This is a genomic window from Arthrobacter sp. NPDC058192 (assembly GCF_042883665.1).
Classification (GTDB): domain Bacteria; phylum Actinomycetota; class Actinomycetes; order Actinomycetales; family Micrococcaceae; genus Arthrobacter.
Genome location: NZ_JBHVVJ010000008.1, coordinates 129,855 through 154,072 on the forward strand (window position 1 = coordinate 129,855; position 24,218 = coordinate 154,072).

14 protein-coding genes and 2 tRNA genes are annotated in these 24,218 nt (G+C 68.5%); 6 read left to right on the plus strand and 10 right to left on the minus strand.

Going from position 1 to position 24,218, the window contains the following annotated elements; genetic code table 11:
* Positions 1-77 precede the first annotated feature (77 nt).
* Positions 78-2,273, plus strand: a complete 2,196-nt coding sequence (locus ACFVVK_RS10205) for a RecQ family ATP-dependent DNA helicase (RefSeq protein WP_390266303.1) — start codon at positions 78-80, stop codon at positions 2,271-2,273.
* On the opposite strand, the gene ACFVVK_RS10210 is transcribed toward ACFVVK_RS10205, so the two are convergent.
* From ACFVVK_RS10210 to ACFVVK_RS10225, 4 genes are all read right to left on the minus strand, one after another.
* Positions 2,218-3,681 carry an MFS transporter gene (locus tag ACFVVK_RS10210; RefSeq protein WP_390266353.1) on the minus strand — a complete coding sequence of 488 codons (1,464 nt, stop codon included), beginning with the start codon at positions 3,679-3,681 and terminating at the stop codon, positions 2,218-2,220. The two genes, ACFVVK_RS10205 and ACFVVK_RS10210, sit on opposite strands and share 56 nt — an antisense overlap.
* A 22-nt stretch (positions 3,682-3,703) precedes the next feature.
* Positions 3,704-5,314: a phytoene desaturase family protein gene (locus tag ACFVVK_RS10215; RefSeq protein ID WP_390266304.1), complete on the minus strand. Its 1,611-nt coding sequence runs from the start codon at positions 5,312-5,314 to the stop codon at positions 3,704-3,706.
* 147 nt (positions 5,315-5,461) lie between these two features.
* Positions 5,462-5,549 (minus strand) — tRNA-Ser (locus ACFVVK_RS10220).
* A gap of 62 nt (positions 5,550-5,611) precedes the next feature.
* On the minus strand, positions 5,612-7,921 hold the full coding sequence (locus ACFVVK_RS10225) for a prolyl oligopeptidase family protein (protein ID WP_390266305.1): 2,310 nt from the start codon (positions 7,919-7,921) through the stop codon (positions 5,612-5,614).
* 83 nt (positions 7,922-8,004) lie between these two features.
* Here ACFVVK_RS10225 and ACFVVK_RS10230 point away from each other — a divergent pair, with 83 nt between their 5' ends.
* Positions 8,005-10,044, plus strand: coding sequence for an FAD/NAD(P)-binding protein (locus tag ACFVVK_RS10230; protein ID WP_390266306.1), 2,040 nt, complete (start codon positions 8,005-8,007; stop codon positions 10,042-10,044).
* A 547-nt stretch (positions 10,045-10,591) separates the two neighbouring features.
* Here ACFVVK_RS10230 and ACFVVK_RS10235 read toward each other — a convergent pair.
* The 5 genes from ACFVVK_RS10235 to ACFVVK_RS10255 form a co-directional block, all read right to left on the minus strand.
* Positions 10,592-15,151 (minus strand): ExeM/NucH family extracellular endonuclease, encoded by a 4,560-nt coding sequence (locus tag ACFVVK_RS10235; RefSeq protein ID WP_390266307.1) that lies wholly within the window; start codon positions 15,149-15,151, stop codon positions 10,592-10,594.
* Between the two features lie 399 nt (positions 15,152-15,550).
* On the minus strand, positions 15,551-16,351 hold the full coding sequence (locus ACFVVK_RS10240) for a VOC family protein (RefSeq protein ID WP_390266308.1): 801 nt from the start codon (positions 16,349-16,351) through the stop codon (positions 15,551-15,553).
* Between the two features lie 166 nt (positions 16,352-16,517).
* Positions 16,518-17,318 carry a hypothetical protein gene (locus ACFVVK_RS10245; protein ID WP_390266309.1) on the minus strand — a complete coding sequence of 267 codons (801 nt, stop codon included), beginning with the start codon at positions 17,316-17,318 and terminating at the stop codon, positions 16,518-16,520.
* A 136-nt stretch (positions 17,319-17,454) separates the two neighbouring features.
* The gene (locus tag ACFVVK_RS10250; protein ID WP_390266310.1) at positions 17,455-17,871 is read right to left on the minus strand and encodes an SRPBCC domain-containing protein; all 417 of its coding nucleotides are present in this window, start codon (positions 17,869-17,871) and stop codon (positions 17,455-17,457) included.
* Positions 17,868-18,182: an ArsR/SmtB family transcription factor gene (locus tag ACFVVK_RS10255; protein WP_390266311.1), complete on the minus strand. Its 315-nt coding sequence runs from the start codon at positions 18,180-18,182 to the stop codon at positions 17,868-17,870. The genes ACFVVK_RS10250 and ACFVVK_RS10255 overlap by 4 nt, the downstream gene beginning before the upstream one ends.
* Positions 18,183-18,266: 84 nt before the next feature.
* Here ACFVVK_RS10255 and ACFVVK_RS10260 point away from each other — a divergent pair, with 84 nt between their 5' ends.
* Entirely contained in the window at positions 18,267-19,730 is a 1,464-nt protein-coding gene (locus tag ACFVVK_RS10260) for a YdiU family protein (protein WP_390266312.1), read from the plus strand.
* Between the two features lie 109 nt (positions 19,731-19,839).
* On the opposite strand, the gene ACFVVK_RS10265 is transcribed toward ACFVVK_RS10260, so the two are convergent.
* Positions 19,840-19,927, minus strand: a tRNA-Ser gene (locus ACFVVK_RS10265).
* 157 nt (positions 19,928-20,084) lie between these two features.
* On the opposite strand from ACFVVK_RS10265, the gene ACFVVK_RS10270 reads away from it, so the two are divergent.
* From ACFVVK_RS10270 to ACFVVK_RS10280, 3 genes are all read left to right on the plus strand, one after another.
* Positions 20,085-21,068 carry an NAD(P)H-quinone oxidoreductase gene (locus ACFVVK_RS10270; RefSeq protein ID WP_390266313.1) on the plus strand — a complete coding sequence of 328 codons (984 nt, stop codon included), beginning with the start codon at positions 20,085-20,087 and terminating at the stop codon, positions 21,066-21,068.
* Positions 21,069-21,242: 174 nt separating this feature from the next.
* A complete protein-coding gene (locus tag ACFVVK_RS10275; RefSeq protein ID WP_390266314.1) occupies positions 21,243-21,779 on the plus strand; it encodes a PadR family transcriptional regulator in 537 nt (178 codons plus the stop codon).
* 99 nt (positions 21,780-21,878) lie between these two features.
* Positions 21,879-24,218, plus strand: coding sequence for a carbon starvation CstA family protein (locus ACFVVK_RS10280; RefSeq protein ID WP_390266315.1), 2,340 nt, complete (start codon positions 21,879-21,881; stop codon positions 24,216-24,218).

Below are 24,218 nucleotides of genomic sequence, written 5' to 3' on the forward strand. Positions count from 1 at the left end.
TTGCCCGCACCGTGGGATTGTGCACATAGCGGGGCCCCGGCTGCGCGGGCGTCGGAGGTGGCTGGGATACTGAAGCAATGGCCAGTAACCAGAACGCCCTTTCCAGCACCACCGTTTCCGGCAGCGCCGTCTCCACCGCTGCCTCCTCGACCCGGGATCAGGCCCAGGATGTACTGCGGGAGCTGGTGGGACACCCGGATGCCCAGTTCCACGACGGCCAGTTCGAGGCCATTGAGGCACTGGTCGACGGAGGCCGGCGGGCCCTGGTGGTGCAGCGCACCGGCTGGGGGAAGTCGGCCGTGTACTTCGTTGCCTCCCTGCTGCTGCGCCGCCGCGGCGCCGGCCCCACACTGATCGTGTCCCCGCTGCTGGCGCTGATGCGCGACCAGGTGGCCGCCGCGGCCCGGGCCGGCGTGCGCGCGGTTGCGATCAACTCGGCGAACCAGCTGGAATGGGACACCGTCCGCGGGCAGCTCGCCGCAGATGAAGTGGACGTGCTGCTGGTCTCGCCCGAACGCCTCACCAACCCGTCCTTCCGGGAAAACCAGCTCCCCGAGCTCGTCCGCCGGACCGGGCTTCTGGTGATTGACGAGGCCCACTGCATCTCGGACTGGGGCCACGACTTCCGCCCCGACTACCGGCGCATCGCGGACCTCATCACCCAGCTGCCGGACACGGTCCCGGTGCTCGCCACCACGGCCACGGCCAACTCCCGGGTGGTGCATGACATCGAGGAACAGCTCGGCAAGGACGTGCTGACCATCCGCGGCGCACTGGGACGGGAATCGCTCCGGCTGGGTGTGCTGACCCTGCCGGACTCCCGCGAACGGCTGGGCTGGCTGCTCACCCACCTGCAGGACCTGCAGGGCAGCGGCATCATCTACACGCTGACGGTGTCCGCGGCGGAGGACACCGCCCGGCTGCTGGCCGAAGCCGGCCACGAGGTGCTGGCCTACACCGGCCGCACTGACCCCGCGGACCGGGAACGCGCCGAACAGCTCCTCAAGGACAACCAGGTCAAGGCCCTCGTGGCCACGTCCGCCCTCGGGATGGGTTTCGATAAGCCGGACCTCGGCTTCGTGGTGCACCTTGGCGCGCCGTCCTCGCCTGTGGCGTATTACCAGCAGGTGGGCCGCGCCGGCCGCGGCGCGGCGAACGCTGACGTCCTGCTGTTGCCCGGCTCGGAGGACCGGGACATCTGGCAGTACTTTGCCACCGCGTCCATGCCGTCCGAGGAAAAAGCCGCCGGCGTCCTGACCGCCCTGGCCGAGGCCGGTACGGCGGTGTCCACGGTGGCCCTCGAGGCCCGGGTGGACCTGCGCCGGACCCCGCTGGAGCTGCTGCTGAAAGTGCTGGCCGTGGACGGCGCCGTCGAACGCGTCGGCGGCGGCTGGCGGTCCACCGGGCAGCCCTGGAGCTACGACGCCGAACGGTATAGCAGGATCGCCGAGGCCCGGGTGGATGAACAGGATTCCATGGTCATCTACCAGGACACCGCCGGCTGCCGGATCGAATACATCACCTCGGTGCTGGACGACGAAACGGCGCGCGCCTGCGGCCGCTGCGACAACTGCGCGGGCCGCTGGTTCCCTGCCGACATCGCCGACGCCGCCACCGAAGCCGCGGGGCAAACTCTGCGCCGGGCCGGCGTCGTCCTGGAACCGCGGCTGCAGTGGCCCACCGGCATGGACCGCCTCGGAGTGCCCGTGAAGGGCAAGATCAAGCCGGATGAAGCCCTCGCGGACGGCCGGGTCCTGGCCCGCCTCACGGATCTTGGCTGGGGCGGTGCCCTGCGCGAGGCCTTCGCCGCCGGCGCGCCGGACCGGAGAGTGGACCCCGGCATGCTGCAGGCCTGCGTCCAGGTGCTCCGGGAATGGGGCACGGGAGACGCGCGGACTCCAGGCTGGAGCGGCGCCGGACGACCCGCCGCGATCATCAGCCTGCCGTCCCGCGGGAAGCCCGCCTTGGTGGAGTCCCTGGCCCGCGGGATCTCCGAGATCGGCCGCATCCCGTACCTGGGCCAGCTCCAGCTCCACCACGGCGGCCCCACCGGAGGTCGGGGCGGCAACAGTGCCTACCGGCTCGCCGGAGTCTGGGACCGCCTGGTGGTAGGGCCCGAGTTGGAGCAGGCGCTGGCCGGAATCCGCGGTCAGAGCGTGATGCTCATCGACGACCTCGTGGACAGCCGCTGGACCCTGACCGTCTCCGGGCGTGCTCTCAGGCTCGCCGGCGCCGGCGCCGTTCTGCCGCTGGTGCTGGGCCAGGCCGGCTGACCTCGGCACCCGCGTGCCGGGGGAGGGCCAGGCTGTCCACGGTGCTCAGGAGCATCAGGACGGCGATGGCCACGAAAGCGGCCCGGTAGGGCGCTGCCGGGTCGGCCGCCGCGGCGGCCCAGTTGCCGCTGCCCCCGAAGACCCGCAGCAGGAGGGCACCCACGGCGATCCCTGCCGCGGTGGCGAGCTGCACGAGCGTGGCGGAGACGGCGTTCGCCGACGGCAGCTGGGCCGGGACGACGTCGGCGTACTGGACGGACGCGTACGCCGAGAAGCCGATGGACCGGAACGCCCCGCTGGCCACCAGCACGGTGATGATCAGGGCCTCCGGGGTGCCGGCGTTCAGGAGCGCACACAAAGCAAACGTGGCTGCGGAAGCCAGCGATGCAAACACCAGGACGGGCTTGAACCCGAAACGCCTGATGAGCGGCGTCGTCGCGGGCTTAATGCCGATATTCCCCACGAACACCGCGGACACCATCGCCCCGGCGCGCAGCGGGTCCCATCCGAAGCCGGTCTGGAACATCAGCGGCAGCAGGAACGGCACGGCGCTGATGGTCAGGCGGTACACAAAGCCGCCAGTGGCTGTCGCGCGGAAGGTCCGTGCGCCGAACACGGACAGCTTGAACAGCGGCGTGCCGGAGCGCCGCATCCAAGCCACGGCGGCGGTCAGGAACAGCAGGCCAGCCACGATCCCCACGGCGGCCGCGATGCCGGCGTCGCGCCCGCCCATGAGCTCCAGGCCGACCAGCAGCGAGCCCACCCCGAGCGTTGTCAGGGCCAGCCCCAGCCAGTCAAGGCGCCGTTTGCCATCGCCGGCGACCGCCGGGACGAGGCGCAGGGCGGCGAGGAATGCGGCCAGGCCTAGCGGGAGGTTGACCAGGAAGATCCAGTGCCAGGACAGGTAGGTGGTCAGTGCGCCGCCCACCAGCGGCGCCAGGACCGGGGCCAGCAGCCCGGGCCACACCAGGAAGGCCGTGGCCCGAAGCAGGTCCTTCTTCGGCGTGCCGCGGAGCACCACCAGGGTGCCCACCGGTACCATCATGGCCCCGCCGGCGCCCTGCAGGACCCGGCTCAGGGTCAGCATGGTGAGGTCGTGGCTGACCGCGCAAAGCAGTGATGCCGCGGTGAAGACGGCGATGGCCAGGCAGAACACCCGTCGGGCACCGAGCCGTTCGGCCAGCCAGCTGCTGAGCGGGATGCCCATCGCCACCGTCATGAGGTAGGCGGTCATGGTGATGTTGACGTCGGCGGCCGGCACGGAGAAATCGGCGGCGATACTGGGAATGGCAGTGGTCAGGACGGTTCCGTCGAGGAATTCCATGAAGAACGTAGCGGCCACCAGCAGGGCCAGGCGCGGGCTCCAGCCGTCCGCGTCCGGGACGGCGCCGCCGGCGGACACTCTCATCTGGGTGTCCCCGCGTTCCGGTTCAACCATGTCCAGGCGTCAGTTCGGATTCCAGCACGGCCATGGCGGCGTTGTGTCCGCCGATCGCGCTGACGGCGCCGCCGCGGCGGGCGCCGGAGCCGCACAGCAGGATCTGTGGATCGTCCGTTGCCACGCCCCAGCGGCGCGCCGGGGTGTCCAGCGGGTCGCCGTCTTCCACGAAGGGCCAGTCGAGGCCGCCGTGGAAGATGTTGCCGCGGGGCATGCCGAGGGCGCGTTCGATGTCCAAGGTGGTCTTGGTTTCGATGCAGGGGCGCCCGTCCGGGCCGGTCAGGAGCAGGTCCTCGATGGGTTCGGCCAGGACGGAATTCAGGGATGCCAGGACAGCGGCCTGCAGTTCGGCCCGGCGGTCCGCGTTGTTCTCCGCCGTGACCAGCCGGTCCGGGACGTGCAGCCCAAAGACCGTCAGCGTCTGCGCGCCGGCTGCCTGCAGCTCCGGGGACAGGATGCTGGGGTCGGTCAGCGAGTGGCAGTAGATTTCGCACGGCAGCGGCGACGGTACCGATCCTGCGGCGGCACTGAGGTACGCGGCGTCGAGCTGGGACCAGGTTTCGTTGATGTGGAACGTCCCGCCGAAGGCCGCCTCCGGGTCAACGGATCTGTCCAGCAGCCGGGGGAGCCGTTCGAGCAGGAGGTTGACCTTGACCTGCGCGCCCTCCCGCCGGTGGTTCGGGTTGTCCTTGTCTGGAGCGGTCCGGCCCCGCAGCCCGTCCAGCACAGCCGGCGCCACGTTGGACAGGACCCACCGCGCGGTTGCCGTGTGGTCCCGGCCGTCATGGCGGTAGCCCACCGCTCCGCCCGGCAGGACCGCCGTGACGTCCGCCGAGGTCAAAATGGTTGCGCCGGCGTCGCGGGCGGCCCGCTCCAGTTCGCCGGACACCGCGCCCATGCCGCCGACCGGCACGTCCCAGTCGCCGGTCCCGCCGCCGATCAGGTGGTAGAGGAAGCAGATGTTCTGCTGCAGGTCCTCATCATCGGCCCGGGCGAAGGTCCCGATCAGCGCGTCCGTCAGGACCACGCCGCGGACCAGGTCGCTTTGCAGCTCCTTGCTGATGGTGTGCCCGATGGGATGCTCGATCATGGCCGCCCACGCCTCGGCGGCGCCGGCCCGGGCGGCGAGGGACCGCGCATCGGACCGCGGCAGCAGCGGCTCGGTCAGCGTGGGCCAGAGGGCCTCCGTGAGCTGCCGGCAGGCGGCGTAGAACATGGTGAAGGCGTCGAAGTCGCCGTCGGGAGTGCCGACGGCGGTGAAGGACGCGGCGGTGGCGGCCTCGTTCCCGTTGTCCACGAGCAGGGCGCGGCTGCCGTCCGTGGGGTCGGGGGTGTAGGAGGAATAGCGCCGCCGGGCCAGCGTGATGCGCAGGCCGAGGTCGTCGATGACCTGCTGCGGCAGGAGGCTGACGAGGTACGAATAGCGCGAGAGGCGGGCGTCGACGCCGTCGAACGCGTGCGCGGAGACCGCTGCCCCGCCGGGGTGCTCCAGCTTTTCGAGGACCAGAACGTCGCGCCCGGCCTTGGCCAGGTACGCTGCCGCAGCGAGGCCGTTGTGGCCGCCGCCGACGATGATCGCGTCAAAATCCGTATTGCTTGCCATGGGCTTATCCTGCCATCCGCGGCCGCCGGCGGCGCGGGACGTCCGGTCACCGGACCTTATCGCCCCTGACGGGGAAGCCGCCCGAAGGGGAAGACGCAGTCCGGCCGGGAACGCAAAAGGCCCCGGTCCGAGGACCGGGGCCAAACGCGGAGACGGGGGGATTTGAACCCCCGGTGGAGTTGTGCCCCACACTTCATTAGCAGTGAAGCCCATTCGGCCGCTCTGGCACGTCTCCAATTGCTATTAACTAGCCAACCAAGGATACGCAGAAGGTGCCACGCAGTGCAAAACGGCCGACTACGCTTCCCGGCCGGCCAGGGCGCGCCAGAGAAAATGCTGGCTGCGGCCTTGCAGGGCGGCAGCCTGCCGGTTGTCTGAGGCGCCCGCGTGTCCGCCCTCGAGCGCCTCGTGGAACCAGACGTTGGGAATGCCCATGGCCTGCATGCGGGCCGCCATCTTCCGGGCCTGCACCGGGCCGACGCGGTCATCGGACGTCGCGGTCCAGATGAATGTCTCCGGGTAGTCCACGCCGTCCTTGAGCAGGTGATACGGGGAGAACGTCTTGATGAACTCCCACTGCTTGGGGTCGTCCGGGTCGCCGTATTCGCCGATCCACGAGTAGCCGGCGGACAGTTTGGTGTACCGGCGCATGTCCAGCAGAGGAACCCCGCAGGAGACGGCGCCAAACAGTTCCGGGTACTGCGTGAGCATGTTGCCCACCAGCAGCCCGCCGTTGGAGCCGCCCACGCAGCCGAGCCGCTCTCGGGAGGTGACGCCGCGGGAGATCAGGTCTTTGGCGACGGCGGCGAAGTCCTCATAGGCGCGGTGCCGATTGCCCTGCAGCGCGGCGCGGTGCCAGGACGGCCCGTATTCACCGCCGCCGCGGATGTTTGCCACCACGTAGACGCCGCCGCGGCGGTGCGGGGCCTCTCCTGCGGCGCTGGCCGACTCTTCGGTGCGCCGCTCCAGCCACGCCCGGCCGATCGCGCCGCTGTAAGCCGGGGTCCGGGAGATCTCGAAACCGCCGTAGCCGGAGAGCTGGGTCGGGTTCTGCCCGTCCAGGACCAGGTCCTTAGCGCCGACCTGGAAGTAGGGAACCCTGGTGCCGTCCTTGGACACGGCGAAGTGCTGCTGCACCTCGTAGTCCGCCTCGTTGAAGAACGACGGCGACGTCCGGATCACCTCGTGCGTGCTGGCGACGCTGGCGGCAGTCCCGGGGGCGGCTGTCCCGGGGGCGCTCTCGCGGGTGAGCGTTCCCCGGGTCAGGGTCGTGGGCGTCGTGAACCCCGTGGCGACGAGCCAGAAGTCGTTCCCTGCGCCGGGCGCCTCGCCTTCGGAGACGGCGGCCGTGCCGCCGGTGCCGTCGTCGTCCGAACCTTCGGCGTCATCTTCATCGTCCACTGCGAAGGCGTTGACGTCGTGCAGGGGCGGGCAGGCGTCCAGCACGGTGACGGCCCAGGCCGAGTCCGTGCCCGGGCTGCGCGGATCCAGGACGTGGATTTCGGAGGACACGTCGCGGAGCAGGTTCAGCAGCAGGAAGTCCCGCGTCCAGCTCCAGGACTGCAGGGAGGTGTGCGGGTCGGGCGTGAAAAGCACGGCCAGATCGCGGCCGCCGGCCAGGAAGTCCTCGAACCCGGCGGCAAGCAGCGAACCCGCCGGGTGCGTGGTGCCGTTGACGGTCCAGTCGCGCTGCGGGCGGAACAGCAGCCAGTCGCGGTGCGAGCTCAGGTTCACGTCTGCGGGCACATCGATCTGCACCCACTCGCCGTCCCGCAGCACGGAGGTGGTCTTCTCGAAGAAGCTGATCCAGTCCAGCGCGAACGTGCGTTCGAAGCCAGGGGTGGAGTCGTGCGCCACGATCGCCATCATGTGGTCCTCGGGGATGTCGAACAGTTTCTCGGCCTGCGCCAGCGATTCGCCCCGGCGCAGCTTCACCCCGGTCCTGGCGTAGGACGACGTGGTCTTAGGCAGGCCGTCGGCGGTGGTGGCGACCAGCAGCGTACCCCCGTCCAGCCAGGAGGCGTTGCCTTTGCCGGTCGGAAGGTCGAAGCCGCCGTCGGCCGGGTCCACGAAGCCGCGGGCCTCGACGTCGAACTCGCGGTAGCGGTTCGCGTCCCCGCCGTCGGGGGAGAACGCCAGCAGGGCCCGCCGGTGCGGTTCTCCCGGGGCGGGGCGCAGGAAGTTGGCGCCGTGGAAGACCCAGTCCTGACCCTCGGCGGCGGCGAGGGCGTCGACGTCCAAGAGGACGTCCCACGCGGGGCTCCCGGCGCGGTAGCTGTCCCAGCTGGTCCGCCGCCACAGGCCCCGCGGGTTCTCACGGTCCTTCCAGAAGTTGTAGTACCACTCGCCGTGCTTGCCCACCATGGGGATCCGGTCGGTGGAGTCGAGGACCTCCAGGATCCTGCCCTCCAGGTCCGTGTACTCGCCGTCCTCGAGGAGTTCTTCGGTGCGGGCGTTCTGCTCGCGGACCCAGGCCAACTGCTCGTGGCCGTAGATGTCCTCCAGCCAGATGTTCTCGTCGACGGGTTCCGGTGTGGACTCCGCAACCGGGACGGTACCGGCGGCTTGGCCGGGCGCGGACGGGGGAACAGCTTCTGTGGTGGTCATTTTTCCATCCAAGGACATCGGTGCGGCAGTGGCAAGTCAAGCGGCGGTCAATCCGCGGCCGGGTTGCCGATACGCTGGATGCCGTGGTTACATCGCGAAGCATCCGGACGGCAGTGATAGGCGCCGGTCCCCGGGGCACGAGCGTGCTGGAGCGGCTCCTGGCCAACCGGGCCGCCGCCGGTTCCGCCGGAACCCTGCACATTGACGTGATTGACCCGTACCCCGCGGGTCCCGGGCATGTCTGGCAGCCTGGACAGTCGCGGCTGTACCTGATGAATACACAGTCCTTTTACCCGACGATCGTTCCTGAGGATCCGGAGCTCGAAGCGCCGCTGGCCGGGGACACATTTGACCGGTGGCGTGAACTCCAGCAACGCCAGCCGCATCCTTCCCTGACCGACGAGGAACGCACCGAAATCTCCGGCCTTGGGCAGACGGACTTTCCCAGCCGGGCCCTGTATGGACGGTATCTGCGGTGCACCCTGGAGGAGCTGCTGACCCGGCTGCCGGCCGGTGTCACCGTGAACTTCCACGCGGCGACGGCGACGTCCGTCCGCCACGCTCCCGCGGCGTCCGGTGACCCGGCGGACGCGTCCCCGGCGCGGTTTGACGTCGTGCTCGAGGACGGCACGGCGCTCACCGCCGACTCCGTGGTCCTGGCCCTGGGCCATCTCGACGCGCGGTTGAACGCCGAGCAGCGGGAGCTGCTTTCCGCTGCGGAGGAATTGGGTCTCCTGTATGTGCCGCCGGCGGCGCCCGCGGACGTCGACTGGACCCAGGTGCCGGCCGGCCGGCCGGTCCTGGTGCGCGGCATGGGCCTGAACTTTTTTGACGTCATGGGACAGCTGACGGAAGGACGCGGCGGCCGGTTCGTGGGCACGGAGGATAGCGGGGAACTGACCTACCTGCCCTCCGGCCGCGAACCGCTGATCATCGCCGCGTCCCGCCGCGGAACCCCCTACCGGGCCAAGGCGACGCTAAGCGGCTACTACCCCGGCGGGGTCAAGCTGCGGTACTGCACCGAGGACGTGGCCGCCAAGTTCGCCGAAGCCGGCATCCGGCCGTCCTTCGACCACGACCTCTGGCCACTGCTGCACCGGGACGCGCTCTGGGCCTACTACTCGACCCTCGCGCGCTCGCAGCCCGGTGCCATCCTGACCGGCCCGGCCGAGTTCCTGCGAGCCCTTGAGGAGTCCCTGCGGCCGCACGCGCATTCCACCGGAAACTGGGAAAATGCCGCGGAATCCGTGGTGGCGGTCCACGTCCGGGCCGCCCAGCGTCTGGATCTGCTCGGCCTCGCCGCGCCCCTGGCCGGACGCTCGTTCGGCTCCCGGGCCGAACTGGACGCCGCCGTCGTCGACTATCTGCTCGACGACGCTCGGCGCTCGGCCCTCGGCGAGGACGACCCCGTGAAGATGGCGATCGGTGCCCTGCACCACGGCCGGGCCGTGCTGAAGACCGCGGTGGCGGACAGCGGCATCACGGACGAATCCTGGGTCGCGGGCCTTCGCGGCTGGTTCGAAGCGTTCGTGGAAGGCCTTGCAAGCGGCCCGCCGGCCCTGCGCTCAGCCCAGCTCGCGGCGCTGGCCAGGGCCGGGGTGGTCCGCTTCGTGGGCCCGGACCCCAAGTTTGGCGTGGACCGCCGGGCCGGGACGTTCACGGCGACGTCGCCCTGGGTGGACGGCGGCCCTGAGGACAGCGTCGACATCGTGGACGACGCCGACGGCGGGCCGGACCCCCTGGCCAATGCCCTGACGGGCGGCGTGTGCGCGACGGCGATGATCGAGGCCCTCGCGCCGGCTAACCGGGTAGGCGTCAACTCCTCGCCCCTGCTGGAGCAACTGCTGGCCGAGGGGCTCGTGCGGCCGCGCCACATGATGAGCGTCGAGGGAACCCCGGTCCAGACCTCCGGGCTGGACGTCGTCCCGCACCCCTACCGGCCGCTCGGGGCCAACGGGTCCGTGACGGAGGGACTCTACGTGCTCGGGCTCCAGCTCTCCGCCGCGCAATGGGGCACCGCTATCGCCGCCGAGGCCCGGCCCACGTCAGGACCCGTCTACCGCAGCGGCCAGCGCACCCTCCGCGACGCCGACGAGATCGCCCGCGCCATCCTGGCCGACTGACGAGCGCACCTGCCCGCCCGCGCCCGCGAAGGATGGACATGCTCTCCCTGCCCGCGCGCCAAGGATGGACATGTGCTCCCTGTCGCGCGAGTGACGGACATGCCCTCCCTGCCCGCGCGCAGGATGGACATGCCCTCCGTGCCGCGCGAAGGACGGACATGTCCTGTGGTTCGTGGAACGAAAATTCGGCATGTCCTCCCCTCGGCCTGAGCAATGGACATATGGCGCATATGTCCATTGCCGCGGACTTGGGGAGTGCGTGTCCCTGACGCGTGACGCCAGCAATGGACATGTCCAGCGACTCGTGAGCCGAGGACCGGGCATGTCCTGCCCGGTCCCTGCGGGTGGAGCCTGTGAAAAATGGGCATGCCCTCCCCGTGGGCCGAGCGATAGACACTTGGTGCATATGTCCATTGCTGCGGCCCGGGGGAGGGCATGTCCACTGGTGCAGGCTAGGAAACCTGGGTCAGGGAACCCAAACCCCGGAACCCGGGCCCACGAAGCCCGGGCCCAGGGAACCCGGCCCGGGAAACCCCGGGCTGCGGAATCAGCCCTTCAGGCACTTACGGTAGGCGGCCATGGCCTGTCCGTAGTTCGCCTGGCCCACGACGTCCGCGGGCCGGTGCGGCTTGACTGGTGGGGTGCACTTCGGCGGAACCGGCGTGCTGGCCGCAACCAACACAGCCGCTTTCACCACAGTCCCGGATTCGACGGCGGTGAGCACCAGGGTGCCCGTGCCGGCGGCGGCGCCTGCGGGAACCTTCACGTCCACGGTGGCGGTGCCGGCGGAAACCGGGACCGTGCCGAGAGCTGTGACGGTGCCGTTGGCGTCCGTGAACTCGGCGCGCAGCGAGGCGTTCACCGGGCTGCCCAGCGAGGTGAGGTCCAGCTTCGAAACCGCCAGGGTGATGGAATCCCCGCCCTTGACCTCGGCGGCCGTCGAGTTCACCACCGCCACGGAGCGGCGTGCGAAGTCGGGTGAGACGGGGTTGTGGGTCCGCAGGTACGTGATCCACGCGTCGCGGTCCACGAGCCCGGTGTCCTTGGTGTTGGCACCCTGCGTGAAGATGCGGAAGTTGTCTCCGCCGGTGGCCAGGAAGCTGAACGTTCCGATCCGGTAGGACTTGGCCGGGTCAATGAGTGCACCGTTGACCCGGATCGAGGTGACCCGGTCACCGGCGGCGCGTGCGGCGTCGTAGGTGTAGTTGACGTTCTTGGACAACCCCAGCTGCAGGTAGGCGCGGCTGGGAACCGTGCCGTCCGCGTTGGTCTGCCACTGCTGCTCCAGCAGCGTCTTGAACTGCGCCCCGGTCAGGGACGTGGTCCACAGGTTGTTCACGAACGGCAGCACCGCGTTGGCCTCGGCATAGGTAATGGTGCCGTCCGGCGCGTAGTAGAGCTCGTTGCGGAGGCCGCCCGGGTTGACGACGCCGATCTCGGCGGCGCCGAGTTCGGGTGCCTTCAGCGAATCGACGAGGGAGTCCGCCACAAGGTTGCCGAGGGTGGACTCGCTGGCCCGGTCATCGCGCACAGCAGGGGATCCGGCGAACGCCGTCGTGATGTCGGCGGTGACTTTTCCGACCGGCTGGTTGCCGACCACTGCGGCGTCGGCCAGGGCCTTGTCCACGATGGTCTTGACGGCGGCGACCCGCGGGTACTTCGCCACAAGATCGGCTTCGGGCTGGGCCGCACTCGTGGTGCGCTGGACGTTGCCGGCCTTGTAGCTGGTCACGGCCATGGTCTTGGTGTCGACGGTCAGCTGGATCTGGCCGATGAACTCGCCGTAGTTTCCGGTCTGGACCACGGGGCGGGTTTTGCCGGTGGGCTGACCGGCCGGATCCAGGACGGGAGCGTCCCAGGAGTACTGCTTGTGGGTGTGGCCGTTGAAGATCGCGGCGACATCCGGAGTGACCTTCTGGACCATTCTGGCGAAGGGGCCGCCGGCGGCGACTTCCTGCTCCAGGGTGGCGCCTTCGGGCGCACCGGAACCGGCGCCGTCGTGGTTCTCCACAATGATGACGTCGGCGAGCTTGTCCGCCTTGATCTTCGCGGCGGCCCGGTTGATGGCGTCGACGGGGTCGCCGAACTCAAGGTCCGCGATGCCGGCAGGGGTAACCAGCGAGGGCACTTCCTGCGTGACGGTGCCGATCACGGCGACCTTGACGCCGTTCATGTCGAGCACCGTGTACTCCGGCAGGACCGGTTCCGTGGTGCCCTTCTTGTAGACGTTCGCACCCAGGTACGGGAATTTGGCGTTGGTCCCGCCGGCGGTGACCCGGTCGCGCAGGTCCGCCCAGCCGCCGTCGAACTCGTGGTTGCCCACTGCGGAGGTGCGTAGCTCAAGTGCGTTCAAGACATCGATGGTCGGCTGGTCCTTGGCGACCGCGGAGGCGAATAGCGAGGCGCCGATGTTGTCGCCCGCCGAAATGAACGCCGTGGCACCCGGCGCGGCAGCGTCACGCAGCTTCTCGATGGTCCCCGCGAAGAACACGGTGTTGGAGTCGATGCGGCCGTGGAAGTCGTTGATGCCCAGGAAATTCAGCTCCACACTGGCCGGTGTGAGGGGCAGGTTCAGCCCCACAACCACCGGATCGTGGTCGCTCGCCCGGAACTGGTCCGGAACGTAGTAGTCGGTGACGTTGTTGTTGTAGCGGCTGTACTCCAGCGCCACGGATTCCACCGAGTTGATGTTCCAGATGTCGGCGCCGGTGACCGCGGCGTTCGCTGCGGGTGAGGCCAGGATGTGGTCCAGCGAACCCACCAGGCCGCCGAAGAGGTAGGAGTGCTTGGCGGAACCGTCCGCGTTCTTCGCCTTTTCGTCCTGGTTGACGTACCCGGCGCCGGTGAGGACGTTGATGGGGTCCTCCTTGGCGTAGGAGTTGAAGTCACCGATCAGGAAGACCTTGTCGGTGCCCTTGGACTTCTGCAGCTCGTCGGAGAACGCCAGCAGGGACCGCGCCTGGGCGGTGCGGGCGAGATTCGAGGCGCCCTGGCCCTTGTCGGTGTCCTCCGGCGTGGCAGCGGAGCCCTTGGACTTGAAGTGGTTGGCGATCGCGATGAACTTCTTGTCATCGGAGGCACCCACCGGCTTGAAGACCTGGGCCATTGGCTTGCGGGCGCTGGCGAACGCAACGGTGTCGTTGTGGATGATCGACTCGCCGAGCGGCTCGGCCGCGGCCTTCTTGAAAATGAAGGCCGTGCGGATCATGTCCTCATCGGCCAGCGGGGGCGCGTTCGCAGGGGTGCGGACGTAATCCCAGATCCCGGGCGTCGCGATGTTGAGGGCCTCCACCAGCTTGGCGAGGGCATCGTCCCGGTTCTTGCCGAACTGGGCCGAGTTCTCGACCTCCATCAAGGTGACGACGTCGGCGCCGGACTTGGAGATGGCGGCAACGATCTTCTCCTGCTGCCGCTTGAAGTTCTCCGCGTTTGCCGCGCCGCGGACGTCGCAGCCGCCCTTGACGGTGATGGGGTTGCCGTCTCGGTCCGGGTAGAACGTGCAGCCGGCGACCTGGTCACCGGTGGTGGGGAAATAGTTGAGCACGTTGAACGAGGCGAGTTTCAGGTTCCCGCCCACGGCCGCCGGGGCATTCGCGCGGGTGGCGCCGAAGCTTGCCGGCTGGACGGTAGCCGCGTTCGCGGCGGTGAGCTGGGTTAGCGGCTGGAACTTCCAGGCACTGTTGGCGTAGCTGAGCACCACGTTGGTCTTGAACGTGACCGGGGAACCGACGCGGACCGGGTCCGACGCCGTGAGGTACGGGAGCGGCTGCGCCTTGGCGGCGGCGTCCTTGAGGAAGTTGGTGGTGGCGCCGTCGTCGAGCTTGATGCCGCGGGCGGCGTTGGCGGCGGCCGCCGCGGTGTATTCCGCGGAGCCGAAGGGCGCGACGGCGGTGGGCTGGGCCAGCGGGGTGGTGCCGCCGGCGAGGCCGATCTCGCCGTACTGGTTCAGCGAGAAGTTGTCCGCCACGTTGACCGGGCCCTGGGGGGTGAGCAGCATGCCTTCGAGGGATTCACGGAAGGCCTCGTCCGCGGGGAGCGCGAAGCCGGTGGCCTTGACCTCCGGGGCGGCCTCGGTGAGCTTCTTCAGATCCGCCGGTGCGGCCACTGTCAGCTGGGTCATGCCGAAGAATTCGCTGACGGCGCCTGTCGTCTCGACGTAGTCGCCGATCTGCACGTCGCCGACCGTGGACGGCGAGTAAACGAACAAAGCGTCGGACGCCGTGTGGTTGGCCGGCGTGAGATCGCCGCCTGTGCCGGCGGTCTGGATGTAGTAGCCCGCGAAACCGCCCGTGGGGAACGTCGCCGTGACCTTGCCTCGGGTGACCACCGTGGTGCCCGTGAGAGGACTCGCGGCGCCGTCGCCCTGGATCTCGGCGATGGTCTTGGTGGCCGGGGGCGTGCCGGGACCGGGGTCGACGGGCGGGTGGACCGGACCGGGAGCCGCACCGTTGGCGGTCTTCGGTGTGATGGTGGCGTTGAGCGTGGTGTCCGCGGAATTGTTGTTCGTGTCCGCGCCGCTGCTGCGGTTCAGGCTCTTGACATCGGTGTTGCCCGACGGCGCCGCGGCCGCCTGGGTCTCAAAGGTGTTGGACGTGCCGTAGCCGAGCAGGTCGGCGACGTTGGCCGGTTCGATGACCGAGCCGATGGGCAGCGGGTTGATCGCGGCGGCCTGCCTGGCCAGCACGATCGTGCCGCCGCCTCCAGCCGGGTTGAATCCGGTGGCGGTGGCATCGGCGGCCGGCAGGTCTGCGCCGGCGGTGCCGTTGCTGCCGCCCTGGAGCAGATAAAAGCCCTTGGCGGGGATGCTGCCACTCAGGGCCGCGACCGCACTCGGCGCTCCCATGCCGCTGGCGGAGCGGTACTGGAGGGACCAGCCTTCCAGTGAGACCGGCGCCTCGGAGCTGTTGTAGAGCTCGACGAACTTGTTCTTGAAGGCCGCGCCGGAGCTGCCGCCGCTGAGGTACGCCTCGTTGATGACCACCGGCGAGGCGCCGTTTGCTGCCGGGGAGACCTCCACGGCGTTGGCGGGCACGGCCGCCAGCGGAGCCGCTAGGAGCGCCGCCGACAGTGCTGTGCCCAGCGCTGTTTTCCAGGGTGTTAGTTTCATTCGCGCTAACTCTCATTAGGGTGCCCCGGGTAAAGGGCAGGGTGCAGTGAGTGTCCGCCGGATGCAGCGGACGGTGGCCGGCCTGAACTCCTGGTCAAGTCGTGCCGGGCCCATCCAAACAGGGGTGAATGAACAACGTATGGACTAAACGTGCATTCGGCGGGACGTCCCCCAGCGAGACGTGCCGCAGCCTTCCCGGAGCGGCTCGAAAGCCCCGGGCAATGGTGACTGGTGATGCAGGTGAGCGGTGCCGGGGTGCCTCCCCCTGACGCTCCACAGCAGAATACCGGCCAGTAGCCCTTGGGGAAGGGTCTGGCCGGTACTTCTTACAACAAATTTTGTAATTGTGGCGGAACAGGAGTCGGGGCTCCCGGGATCCGCATTATGGGCTGCGCCGGGCTACGCGTCCGCGGTGGCCTGTCCCTGTCCGGTGTCCGCAACGATTTTGAACGTCGCGCCCGTCGGGTCGGTCAGGGTGGCGATCCGGCCGAAGGGGGTGTCGTCCGGCCCGTCAATCACCTGCGCGCCGAGGGGTACAGCGTTGGAGATGGTCGCATCCGTGTCCTTGACGGCGAAATAGACCTGCCAGTGGGATGGCACCCCGGCCGGCAGGTAGCCGGACGCGTCCATGATCCCCGCCTTGGCGGCGCGTCCGGCGCCGAGCGTGGTGTACCGGAACTCCGGGGTGTCGCTCATGACATCGGTGTCCCAGCCGAACACGTCCTGATAAAACTTGACTGCGGCGGCGTAGTCCTTTGTGTGGAGCTCGTGCCAGGCCGGGGCGCCCTCCTCGGCCGCGAGCTCAAAGCCCTTCATCTCGGCGGGCTGCCATACGCCCACGGCAGCGCCGCTGGCATCGGCGATCATGGCCATGCTGCCCTGCTCCGGCACCACCATGGGCCCCATGTACACCTGCCCGCCGTGCTCGGTCGCAGCCTGGGCCGTCGCGGCGGCGTCCTCCGAGCGCAGGTAGGTGCTCCACACATCCGGCATCGCCGCCATGTCGGCCTGCTTCTGCATGATGCCGGCGACGGACTTCCCGTTCTTCCACGCAGTGATGTAGCCGCCGTATTTTTCTTCATCGCCGGTCTGGAAGGTCCAGCCGAAGACGGTGCCGTAGAACGATTTGGCTTTTTCGGTGTCCGAGGTCATGAGGTCGATCCAGCACGGTGCGCCGTTGGAGTATTCGGGGGTAGGCATGAGGCTCCTGCTCTCTTCGCCGCGCCCGGGACAAGCCCCTGCGGCGGCGGCATTCGGTGGATGGTGGAACTCGAGGATGCGGACACAGCGAGACTATGGCGGGGGACCGACAGTTTCAATGGGTCGGTGGGCCCTGGCCGCCGGTCTGGGCCGGTCTGCTTCGGCGTCAGACGCAGGAATGGTCGTAGTCGAAACCGCCGGAGACGTACTGGGTCACGGTGACCTCGCCGCCGCCCGTGAGTGCGGCGCTGGAGCAGTTCCGCTTGGCCGCGCTCAGGGTCCTTGCCCCGGCCAGCCAGCTGGGCAGCGTGAACAGCGGGCTGGTCGCCGGAACCGTGCCGGCGATCTGCGACCACTGGGTGGCGGTGGAGTAGAGGCCCGTCGTCGCGTTGATGCTGGCGAAGTAGGCAGCCATCCCCTCCAGGTCTGCCCGGTTGGCTTCCTTGTCGCCGGACCAGGTGTTACCGGTTTCCACGTCGAGCCACCAGTCGTAGGCGGACGGATTGCTGATGCCCCGGATGTTGGCGTCGTCGTAGGCCTTGGCCCACCCGTACATGTAGGAGCAGGCGGCGCCGGCCGAGTTCGCTGTGCATTGGCCGTAGGGGTTGAAGACGGCGGTCCCGGCGTACGTGTTGCTGCTCGGCCACCAGCTGCCGGCCATTCCGGGGTTTGCGGTGTTGACGTAGAGGGCAACCTTGGGCTGGCCCGCGGTACCCGTCGAGGACCCCGCCCATGACAGCTGCGTGGCGAGGCACGGATTCGTTGTATTCGCCGTGCCCTTGTTGACTCCAACGATTCCAAAAGCCTGCCCCTTGGGCAGGGTTTTGCCGCACTGGGGCCAGGAAACGTCATTGCCAACGTCCGTCGCGGCTGCTTCGGCCGGGACGGCCTGGAGCATCAGCACGACGGCGGCGGCCAGCGCCGGGAGCCAACGGAACCTGCGCGGAAAGTGCGGCTTGACGGACATGGCTGGTCTCCCTCGGGCATGGCGACAGAACAAGGACCAGCATCTGCCCCGAATCGGGGAACGGTCAAGAGTCCGGAACGGGGACGCAGGCTATGTTGCTGATAGCTCCGGGCCTTGGCGGAGGCGGATTTTCGGGTCAGGTGCGCGGGCCGACGTCGGCGAGGACCCCGTCAATCCGGGACAGGACACCCGGCCAGCCACCGCCCATACCGCGGAACGCCTGTTCACCCATGGGGGTGTCGAGGCGGAAGCCGGCGTGCTCGAGGTGCAGGACTGTTCCGTCCTCAACGGCCTCGAGCGTCCACGTGACGGTGGTGTCGAGGGACCGCGCGGCGAAGAGAAAACTGATCGAGGTTCCGGGCTCGACGGTGAGAACCTCGCATTGCTGCTGGCCCCAGGAGCCCATGTCCATCGTGAAGCGGTGCCCCGGGGTGGGGGCGATGTCGCCCGGGGCCCACCAGCGGGCGAGCAGCCCTGGAGTGGTGAGGGCAGCCCAAACGGCGTCGGCCCGGTGGGGGAAGTGGCGCTCCAGGCGGATGGTGGTGTCGGTCATGGCAGGTTCTCCTCGTCCAGAAGGTCAGCCAGCGCGTCCAGGCGCTGGGTCCAGTAGTGCTCGTAGTGCTTCAGCCAGCCGCTGACCTCGGCGAGGCCTGCGGCTTGGAGATGATAGATGCGGTACCGCCCCTGCCGTTCCTCGCGGACAAGCCCGGCCTCGCGGAGCACCGCGAGATGCTCTGAGGCAGCGGTGCGGCTTTGCTGGAGCAGCCGGGTGAGATCCCCGGCTGTTCTGGGCCTGTGACGGAGTTCGTCGAGAATGGTGCGGCGTGCAGGGTTTGCGAGGGCGGCAAACAGATCGGGAAGCACGCGATGATGATATGCCGGATTTTTCCGACATATCAAGCGGGCGCGAGACGCCCTCATCGAAACGGTCCCATCTATCCTTGAAAGATGAGTGACACCGCCCCTTCCACCGTCACATTCGAGGGTCGCTTCGCCCGTGAGTTTGCGGAGATGGCCATTCCCTGGCGGGCGGAGGAGGCCCCCGACCCGCAGCTGCTGGTGCTCAACGAACCCCTCGCCGTCGACCTCGGCCTCGATCCCGGCTTCCTCCGCAGTCCGGCGGGGTTGCTGTTGCTCACCGGCAACGCCGTTCCCGCCGACGCGACTCCGGTGGCGCAGGCGTACGCCGGGCACCAGTTCGGCTGGTACGCGCCCCGGCTTGGCGACGGGCGCGCCCTCTTGCTCGGGGAGATTGCGCACGCGGACGGGCAGCTGCGCGATGTGCACCTCAAGGGTTCAGGGCGCACACCGTTCGCCCGCAACGGCGACGGCCTGGCAGTGGTCGGTCCGATGCTGCGCGAGTACATCGTGAGCGAGGGTATGCACGCCCTGGGCATCCCCAGCACGCGGTCCCTCGCTGTCGTGGCGACGGGGCGTTCGGTGCAGCGCGAGACCGTCCTGCCCGGAGCCGTCCTTACCAGGGTCGCCAGCAGCCATGTGCGCGTGGGCAGCTTCCAGTACGCCCGCGCCACCGGCGACGTCGGCTTGTTGCGCAGGCTCGGCGATTACGCGATCAGCCGGCACCACCCCGCCGCGGCGGAGGCCGGGAACCCCTATCTGGCCCTGCTCGAGGCCGTGATAGCTGCCCAGGCCTCGCTGGTGGCGCAGTGGATGCTGGTGGGCTTCGTCCACGGGGTCATGAACACCGACAACATGACCATCTCCGGCGAGACCATTGACTACGGCCCATGTGCATTCATGGATGCGTTCGACCCCGCCGCCTCGTACAGCTCGATCGACGAGGGCGGGCGCTACGCTTACCGCAACCAGCCGCTGGTGGCGGAGTGGAATCTTGCCCGGCTTGCCGAAACTCTCCTGCCGCTCCTTCACGATGACCAGGACAAGGCGGTGGAACTGGCGGTGGACGCGCTTGGTGGGTTCCGTCCGCGGTACAGCGCCGCCTGGTTCGCGGGCATGAAGGCCAAGCTGGGGCTTCGCGAAGACACCGACGACGACGTCGCCTCGCCTCTCGTCGACGAGCTTCTGGCACTCCTCCAGGCAGGGCGCGTCGACTATACGTCGTTCCTCCGGAACCTGGCCAAGGCCGCCCGTGGCCAGCAGGGACCTGCTCGCGGCATGGTGCCCGATCTGGCGGCTTTTGATGCCTGGGCGGAGCGGTGGCGCGCGTTGGACCCGGACGCGAACGCCATGGACCGGCTGAACCCCGTCTACATTCCCCGCAACCATCTGGTGGAGGAAGCCCTCGCCGCCGCTACCGCCGGCGACGTGGCTCCGCTGGGCAGGCTTCTGGAAGCGGTGTCCAAACCCTTCGAGGAGCGGCCCGGCCTTGAGCGCTACGCCGCGGCCGGCCCGGAAGACTTCGCCGCCTACCGGACGTTCTGCGGGACCTGAGCGCGGTCCAGGGGCCTCCGGTCCCGTGCTGCGGACGCGAAAGAGGCCGGCTGGGCAACCTTTCGATTGGCCCAGCCGGCCTCTGTACCGCGCAAATTCTGCGCTGTCGCGGAAGGTAAGAGATTCGAACTCTTGGTACGGGGTTACCGCACACTGGTTTTCAAGACCAGCTCCATCGGCCGCTCGGACAACCTTCCTCAACGAGTAGTCTTTCATAGGCGGTCGGCTGCCACAAAAAACACGCTGCGCTTGCGGATGCGTGCGGCTCCCCGCCATATTCTGGGGAGAGATGTTGAACGGACCTGGCCATCGCGGCGTGAGCGCGCGAGGCCAGTTAGGAATCGGGAGTGCTCCATGAAGGCTGTCTATATCTCAGAGCCAGGCGGACCCGAGGTCCTGGAAGTCCGTGAGGTTCAGGCCCCGGTGGCCGGCAACGGCGAGGTGCTGATCGACGTCGTCGCCGCGGGCCTGAACCGTGCGGACGTCCAGCAGCGCAAGGGCTTCTATCCGCCGCCCCCTGGCGCCTCCGAGATCCCCGGGCTCGAGGTCTCCGGCCGGATCGCGGGCTTCGGCCCGGGCGTCACCAAAGCATTCTCCGTGGGGGATAAGGTGGTGGCGCTGCTTTCCGGCGGCGGCTACGCCCAGCGTGTGGCGGTGCCGGCCGGGCAGGTTCTGAGGATCCCCGACGGCGTTGACCTGGTCACCGCGGCGTCGTTGCCGGAGGTCGCAGCGACGGTATATTCCAACCTGATCATGACGGCGCAGCTGCAGCCGGGCGAAACTGTTCTCATCCACGGGGCCACGGGCGGCATCGGCACCATGGCCATCCAACTGGCGAAAGCCTTCGGCGCACGCGTGGCGACGACGGCCGGGAACGCGGAGAAGGTGGGCACCGCCAAAGCATTCCTGGGCGCGGACATTGCGATCAACTACACGGAAGAGGATTTCCCCGCGAGCCTGCGCTCGCAGAACGGCGGCAAGGGCGCGGACGTGATCCTCGACGTCGTCGGAGCAAAATACCTCGGGCGGAACATCGATGCCCTCGCCGACTACGGACGGCTCGTGGTGATCGGGCTGCAGGGCGGAGTCAAGGCTGAACTGGATCTCGGGCAGCTACTGCGGAAACGTGGCGCCATCATCGCCACCGCGCTCCGGCCCCGTCCGGTCGAGGAAAAGACTGTGATCATGAACGCCGTCCGGGATGCCGTCTGGCCGATGCTGACTGACGGCAGAATCCGGCCCCTCGTGGCCAAGACCTTCCCGCTGGACCAGGCCGCTGCCGCTCACACCTACTTCGATTCAGGGGACCACGTCGGCAAAGTCCTGCTGCTTATGTAGCGTCGCCGGCGGTGCGGCAGACGCGCTAAACCGCAGGTCAGTCGCGATTTATTCCGGCGGAGGAATGCTCAAGTTGCGGGAGCGGCGCCCGGAACGATAACGTAGTTCCATACGCGGTATACACGCGTCTTGGGGCGCGTGTATGCTGTGTGGTTTCTTGACCCCGGGAGCGCCATGTCTATCCGCCAGAGTCTCCTAGCCCTCCTGCAGGACCGTCCGCGTTACGGCTACCAGCTCAGGACCGAATTCGAGGACCGCACCGGTTCGTCCTGGCCGCTGAACATCGGGCAGGTGTACACCACCCTTGACCGGCTGGAACGTGACGGGCTGGTCCAAAAAGACGGCGGTGACGGCGACGGGCACGTCATGTACAGCATCACACCGGCCGGCCGCTCCGATGTCCGGGACTGGTTCACCGCTCCGGTCTCACGCGCCAGTCCGCCCCGGAACGAACTCGCCATCAAGCTCGCGCTCGGCCTCACGATGCCCGGGACCGACGTCGGGGCCATCATCCAGGCGCAGCGCGCCGTGTCCATCCGCGCCCTGCAGGAGTACACCAAGACCCGCCGTGAGACCGCTAGTCTCCAGCGCCCGGCCGACACGGCCAGACTCCTGGTGCTGGACTCCCTCATTTTCCAGACCGAAGCCGAAGTGCGCTGGCTGGATCTATGTGAGGCCCGCCTGATGCAGCTCAGCAACCTCCCCGCGTAACCGGCCCCTGCCGCCAGGGTGTCCCGCCTCACTGGTAGGGTGCCGGAGGGCAGTTCTGAATCCGTGAACTGCCCAGCTGGGATTCTCGAGGAGGAGACAATGGGCACAATGCCAGACGGCACCCGCGGCGACAGCAGAAACAGCAGCCTGCACAGGAGCTCACAAGGCACCGCACAGCTCGACGACGGGATCACTCCGGACCGGTCCCTTCCGCCAACGTCGGTGGATGAGTCCGTCCGCGCCGCGGCGGACCGCACCTGGACCCCCGCCAAGATCGCGCTGTGGGCGGGCATCGCATTGCTGGGCGGCGTCGCCTGGTTCATGCTCGCCCTCATCCGCGGCGAGACGGTCAACGCCATTTGGTTTGTGTTCGCGTCAGTTTGTACGTACCTGATCGGCTACCGCTTCTACTCCAAGGTCATTGAGCGCTACCTGCTCAAGCCCAACGACCGCCGTGCCACCCCGGCCGAGTACAAGGCCGACGGCAAGGACTACGTCCGCACGGACCGCAACGTCCTGTTCGGTCACCACTTCGCCGCCATCGCCGGCGCTGGCCCCCTGGTTGGCCCGGTCATTGCGGCACAGATGGGGTACCTGCCGGGCACCATTTGGATCATCATCGGCGTCGTCCTTGCGGGAGCCGTCCAGGACTACCTGGTCCTGTTCTTCTCCATGCGCCGCGGCGGCCGCTCCCTCGGACAGATGGCCCGGGAGGAACTCGGCCTGATCGGCGGCACCGCGGCCCTGATCGCGACGCTGCTCATCATGGTGATCATCGTCGCCATCCTGGCCCTCGTCGTCGTCAATGCCCTGGGCGAAAGCCCCTGGGGTGTCTTCTCGGTGGGCATGACCATCCCGATTGCCCTCTTCATGGGCGTGTACCTTCGCTACATCCGGCCGGGCAAGGTCATGGAGGTCTCCATCATCGGCTTCGTGCTGCTCATGGCCGCCATCATCGGCGGCGGAGCCGTGGCCGGCACCGAATGGGGGGCCGCGTTCTTCCACCTGGACAAGGTCACCATCGCCTGGGGCCTCATTGTCTACGGCTTCATCGCCGCGATCCTCCCCGTCTGGCTGCTCCTGGCCCCCCGCGACTACCTCTCCACCTTCATGAAGATCGGCGTGATCGTGATGCTGGCGCTGGCCATCATCGTGGTCCGGCCCGAGATCACGGTCCCGGCCTTCAGCGAGTTCGCCGGCCGCGACAACGGTCCGGTCTTCTCCGGCGCCGTGTTCCCGTTCCTGTTCGTCACGATCGCCTGCGGTGCCCTCTCCGGCTTCCACGCCCTGATCGCCTCCGGCACGACGCCGAAGCTGATCGAGAAGGAACGCCAGACGCGCCTCATCGGCTACGGCGGCATGCTCATGGAATCCTTCGTGGCTATCATGGCGCTCGTCGCCGCGATCTCCATTGACCGCGGCATCTACTTCGCCATGAACGCCCCCGTGGCGCTGACCGGCGGCACGGTTGAGACCGCGGCGCAATGGGTCAACAGCCTGGGCCTCTCCGGTGTCAACATCTCCGCCGCCGATCTGGCGCAGACGGCCTCGGACGTGGGGGAGCAGAGCATTGTGTCCCGCTCGGGCGGCGCGCCCACCCTCGCCGTCGGCCTGGCCCACATCATGCAGCAGTTCATCGGCGGCACCGCGATGATGGCGTTCTGGTACCACTTCGCCATCATGTTTGAAGCCCTGTTCATCCTCACGGCAGTGGACGCCGGTACCCGGGTTGCGCGCTTCATGCTCCAGGACTCGATCGGCAACTTCCTCCCCAGGTTCAAGGACAACTCCTGGCGGCCCGGCGCCTGGCTGTGCACCGCCGTCATGGTGGCGGCCTGGGGCGCCGTCCTGCTGATGGGTGTCACCGATCCGCTGGGCGGCATCAACACGTTGTTCCCGCTGTTCGGGATCGCCAACCAGCTGCTGGCGGCCATCGCCCTCTCGGTCTGCCTGGCCATCGCCGCCAAGCGCACCGCGCTGAAGTACCTGTGGATTGTGGCCGTGCCGCTGGCCTTCGCCGCCGTCGTGACCATCACGGCGAGCTTCCTCAAGATTTTCTCGCCCGTACCGGCCGTGGGCTACTTCGCCAACAACGCAGCCTTCGCCAAGGCGCTGGCGGACGGCAAGACCTCCTTCGGCACGGCCAAGACCCAGGCCGCCATGGAGGCCGTGGTCCGCAACACGATGATCCAGGGCTGGCTGTCGGTCATCTTCGTGGTGCTGAGCATCATCGTCATCATCACGGCCGTGATCGCCACCATCAAGGCCCTGCGGAACACGGCAGCGGGACGCCCCAACGTCGAGCACGAGGACCCTGCCCAGGCGTCCCGGGTCTTCGCCCCGGCCGGGTTCATCCCCACCGCGGCCGAGCGCGAGCTCGTGACCACGTGGAACCAGCTCCCGGCCGGGGAACGGCTCGAAAAGTCCGGGCACCACTGA